Raw genomic sequence first — 4384 nt, forward strand, 5'->3', positions numbered from 1 at the left:
TGTTCTTCGTCCGGGCTGAGGAAGCGCACGCCGGCGGCGTCGATGAACAGGCTGCGCTTGATCCGACGCCCGCCGGACTGCTGCATGCCGCGGTAGTTGCGGAACGACTCGCTCATCAGGCGCCAGGTGGGGATCGAGACGATGGTCTTGTCGAAGTTCTGCACCTTGACCGTGTGCAGGGTGATGTCCACCACATCGCCGTCGGCGCCGGCCTGGGGCATCTCGATCCAGTCGCCGACGTGCAGCATGTCGTTGCTGGTCAGCTGCACGCTGGCGACGAATGACAGCAGGGTGTCCTTGTACACCAACAGCAGCACCGCCGACATGGCGCCCAGGCCGGATAGCAGCAACAGCGGCGAGCGGTCGATAAGGGTGGCGACGATGACGATGGCGGCGAAGATCCACAGCATCATCTTGGCCAGCTGCATGTAGCCCTTGATCGAGCGGGTGCGGGCGTGTTCGCTGCGGGCATAGATGTCCAGCAGCGCATCGAGCAGGCAGGACAGGGCGCGGGTCATGAACAGCAGGGTCACCGCCAGGGCGACGTTGCCGAGGAAGTGCTGGGTGGTGGCCGACAGCTCCGGCACCAGCTTCAGGCCGAACTGCACCACCAGCGATGGGGTGGTCTGCGCCAGGCGGTGGAACACCTTGTTGTGGCGCAGGTCGTCCAGCCACCTGAGTGCCTGTTGGCGGCCGAGCAGGCGGGTGGAGTGCAGGATCAGGAAGCGTGCCAGGCGGCCGACCAGCAGCGAGACCAGCAGCAGCACGATCAGGCCGAGGGCTGCATGCAGCAGTGGGTGTTGATCGAGCGTGCCCCAGAGGTCGAGGGCGTCGCGCCAGAAGCGTTGGATGTCCATGGGCGTGGAAGCGGTCTGTGTTGCGGTATGAAGGGGTATTAGAGCGTGGATCGGCGCAAAGTTGCCAAAAGAAATTCGGTTCTGGCCACGGAAAACGTTACCCTATGCAACTGAATTTTTCGCACTTGCCCGAGGTTACCCCCGTGTTTTCCCAATTCGCCCTGCACGAACGCCTGCTCAAAGCCGTGGCCGAGCTGAAATTTGTCGAGCCGACGCCGGTGCAGGCAGCGGCCATTCCCCTGGCCCTGCAAGGGCGTGACCTGCGGGTGACGGCGCAGACCGGCAGCGGCAAGACTGCCGCCTTCGTGCTGCCGCTGCTCAACCGCCTGGTCGACCGCAAAGGTCCAAGCGTGGAGATCCGTGTGCTGATCCTGCTGCCGACCCGCGAGCTGGCCCAGCAGACCCTCAAGCAGGTGCAACTGTTCTCCCAGTTCACCTACATCAAGTCGGGGCTGGTCACCGGCGGTGAAGACTTCAAGGAGCAGGCCGCCATGCTGCGCAAGGTGCCGGACGTGCTGATCGGCACCCCCGGCCGCCTGCTCGAGCAGCTCAATGCCGGCAACCTGGACCTGTCGCACGTGGAAGTGCTGATCCTCGACGAAGCCGACCGCATGCTCGACATGGGCTTTGCCGAAGACATGGAGCGCCTGTGCAAGGAGTGCGAGAACCGCAAGCAGACCCTGCTGTTCTCGGCCACCACGGGCGGTGCGGCCCTGCGCGATATCATCGGTAAAGTGCTCAAGGACCCTGAGCACCTGATGCTCAACAGTGTCTCGCAACTGGCCGAGGGCACCCGTCAGCAGATCATCACCGCCGACCACGACCAGCACAAAGAGCAGATCGTGCAGTGGCTGCTGGCCAACGAGACCTACCAGAAGGCAATCATCTTCACCAACACCCGTGCCCTGGCCGACCGTATCTATGGTCACCTGGTGGCCAAGGAGGTCAAGGCTTTCGTCCTGCACGGCGAGAAGGACCAGAAGGACCGCAAGCTGGCCATCGACCGCTTCAAGGATGGCGGTTCCAAGGTCCTGGTCGCCACTGACGTCGCGGCCCGCGGCCTGGATATCGACGGCCTGGACCTGGTGATCAACTTCGACATGCCACGCAGCGGTGACGAATACGTGCACCGTATCGGTCGCACCGGCCGTGCCGGTGGCGAAGGCCTGGCGATCTCGCTGATCACCCACAACGACTGGAACCTGATGTCGAGCATCGAGCGCTACCTCAAGCAGCAGTTCGAGCGCCGCGTCATCAAGGAGGTCAAGGGCACCTACAGCGGGCCGAAGAAGGTCAAGGCCTCGGGCAAGGCTGCCGGCAGCAAGAAGAAAAAGGGTGAGAAGAAGGCCGGTGCCGACAAGAAGGGCGCGGCCAAGAAAAAGCCTACCGCCAAGCCGAAGGCCAATGCGCCTCTGGCCAGCTCCGACGGCCTGGCACCGCTGAAAAAGCGCAAGCCGGCGGCTGAGTAAGCCCCTCCGGTCATGAGCCCGCCACTGCAACGGTGGCGGGTTGCTTCACCTCTTTCCCCAGGGCGCGTAGCCCGTTTCCCAAACCGTATTCCAGCCCGGGCATTTTGCCGCCCGACCGCCACACTCCTCTGGCATCTGCAGTCAAGGAGGAGTAGTGTATGTACAGCTGTAAATACGATTGTCCCGTGCGATTTGAATGGGACGAGGACAAGAACCTGCTCAACATCCGCAAGCACGGTATCGACTTCAATGACGTGCCCGAGATGTTCCGCCAGCCGATGCTGGCGTTGCGCGATGAGCGATTCGAGTACCCGGAGGCACGCTGGATAGGCATGGGCTGGATCAACGCCTGGGTCAGCGTGGTCGCCTACACCGAACGGCAGGGTGATGTGATCCGCATCATTTCCGCCAGAAGAGCCACACGACGTGAGGTAACGCGCTATGTCGAAACCGTCCAGAAGCTGTGAGCAAGACCAAGCCCCGGTCGATACCTCGGACATCCCCGAACTCGACGATGACTTTTTCCGCCGCGCCGAGCTGCGAGTTCCGGCCAAGCAAACGGTGACCATCCGCCTGGACGCCGACGTGCTGGCCTGGTTCAAGGAACAGGGGGCCGGCTACCAGACCCGCATCAACCAGTTGCTTCGCCAGTACATGCAAGCCCAGCAGCGGCGCTGACACTGGCGCGGTCAGGTTTTCCTTTCCGCTTCTTTAAGCTCCTGGATGCGCTTGTCGATCAACTGGCATTTGTCCGGCAAGTCCTTGCTGGCCGTTCCGAGCTCCATGTGCTGGAGCTCGTCGTTTATCTCCTTGGCCTTGCGCGGGTTCTGTTCGGTCAACTGGCTGACCAGCCCGGCCAGTTCTTCTCTTTTCTGCGTGGCCTCTTCCGGTGTGCAGGCCCAGATGGGCTGTGCGCAGAGCAGGGTGGCCGCGCAGATAAGGCATGGCAACGGTTTCATCCCTCGACTCCTTGTTACCAGTGGATTCAGTCCGGTGGAGGCGTCTGGCTGCCTGGAAGTTCAGTCCAGGTGATTGCTGGAAGGGTCCTTTGACGATTTCACGGTTTTTTGACGATATTAATTTGACGCCATGATGATGGCCAAATAATATCCCGCGCTCTTTTCCGTGGTCCAGGGACTGGATGATGTCTATGCGTTTTAACCGGGGGCGAGCTTGCATGCTTGCCGCCTTGCTGGCCTGCACGACCATGGGTACGGCCCGTGCTGCCTCACCCGGCGACCAGGACCTGATCCGCGACCGCCAGGACCGTCTGCTCGAAGAGCAGCAGCGCCGCCTCGAAGAGCTGCGCAACCTGCCCGGCAAGGCCGCTGAACCCGGTGAGTCGCAACCGGCGACCGACAGCCGCTGCTTCACCATCCACACCATCGAACTCAAGGGCGCCGACAGCCTGTCCGCCGCCGACCGCGACCGCCTGCTCAAGCCCTTCATCGACCAGTGCCTGGGCGTCACCCAGCTCAATGCCCTGCTCAAGGCCATCACCGACCATTACCTGGGCCGCGGCCTGGTCACCAGCCGCGCCTACCTGCCGCAGCAGGACCTGTCCTCGGGCCACCTGCAGGTACTGGTGGTGGAAGGGCGCCTGGAAGGGCTGCGCCCGGACCCGAACAGCGGCTTGAGCGACCGCGAACTGGCCATGGCCTTCCCCGGCGATATCGACCAGCGCCTGAACCTGCGCGAGATCGAGCAGATGGTCGACCAGCTCAACCGCCTGCCGTCGAACAAGGCGCAGATGGAACTGACCCCGGGCAAGGCCGTCGGCGGCAGCGAAGTGCTGGTGCGCAACACCCAGCAGAAACCCTGGCGTGCCTCGCTGTCGCGCAACAACGAAGGCCAGCGCAGCACCGGCGAGCAGATGCTCAACCTTGGCCTGGAATGGGACAGCCCGCTGGGCCTGGCCGACCAGCTGATGCTGCGCGGCGGTCATGACGTGGTCAGCGACCACACCCAGGGCTCGAAGAACGGCGTGCTGTTCTACAACCTGCCGTGGGGCTGGTGGAACTTCACCTACAGCTACAGCGAGAGCGAATACCGCTCCCT

The 4384-nt window shown here is 63.0% G+C and carries 6 protein-coding genes; 4 read left to right on the forward strand and 2 right to left on the reverse strand.

Translation table 11 applies throughout. The annotated features are described in order from the left end of the window. A partial coding sequence (locus LU671_RS29005) for a mechanosensitive ion channel family protein (protein WP_232857800.1) occupies positions 1–857 on the reverse strand: 857 nt, incomplete at its 3' end. A 104-nt stretch (positions 858–961) separates the two neighbouring features. Between LU671_RS29005 and LU671_RS29010 the strand changes: the two genes are divergently transcribed. The 3 genes from LU671_RS29010 to LU671_RS29020 all read left to right on the forward strand — a co-directional run bounded on the left by LU671_RS29010 (position 962) and on the right by LU671_RS29020 (position 3004). Then, positions 962–2326: a DEAD/DEAH box helicase gene (locus LU671_RS29010; RefSeq protein WP_203651447.1), complete on the forward strand. Its 1365-nt coding sequence runs from the start codon at positions 962–964 to the stop codon at positions 2324–2326. A gap of 185 nt (positions 2327–2511) precedes the next feature. Further along, positions 2512–2793, forward strand: a complete 282-nt coding sequence (locus LU671_RS29015) for a BrnT family toxin (RefSeq protein WP_203651449.1) — start codon at positions 2512–2514, stop codon at positions 2791–2793. Then, complete coding sequence (locus LU671_RS29020) at positions 2768–3004, forward strand: BrnA antitoxin family protein (RefSeq protein WP_023631177.1); 237 nt, start codon at positions 2768–2770, stop codon at positions 3002–3004. The genes LU671_RS29015 and LU671_RS29020 overlap by 26 nt, the downstream gene beginning before the upstream one ends. Positions 3005–3015: 11 nt before the next feature. Here the strand turns inward: LU671_RS29020 and LU671_RS29025 are convergent, their stop codons facing one another. After that, positions 3016–3285, reverse strand: a complete 270-nt coding sequence (locus LU671_RS29025) for a hypothetical protein (protein WP_050706787.1) — start codon at positions 3283–3285, stop codon at positions 3016–3018. A 185-nt stretch (positions 3286–3470) separates the two neighbouring features. Here LU671_RS29025 and LU671_RS29030 point away from each other — a divergent pair. Next, a partial coding sequence (locus tag LU671_RS29030; protein ID WP_442964159.1) for a ShlB/FhaC/HecB family hemolysin secretion/activation protein occupies positions 3471–4384 on the forward strand: 914 nt, incomplete at its 3' end.

It is taken from the genome of Pseudomonas sp. NMI760_13, from assembly GCF_021283245.1.
In the GTDB taxonomy this organism is placed as follows: Bacteria; Pseudomonadota; Gammaproteobacteria; order Pseudomonadales; family Pseudomonadaceae; genus Aquipseudomonas; species Aquipseudomonas peradeniyensis.

Excerpts from the sequence above, each read along its gene's own strand:
- LU671_RS29010 (WP_203651447.1), top strand. The coding sequence starts at position 962 with ATGCAACTGAATTTTTCGCACTTGCCCGAGGTTACCCCCGTGTTTTCC.
- LU671_RS29020 (WP_023631177.1), top strand. The coding sequence starts at position 2,768 with ATGTCGAAACCGTCCAGAAGCTGTGAGCAAGACCAAGCCCCGGTCGAT.
- LU671_RS29025 (WP_050706787.1), bottom strand. The coding sequence starts at position 3,285 with ATGAAACCGTTGCCATGCCTTATCTGCGCGGCCACCCTGCTCTGCGCA.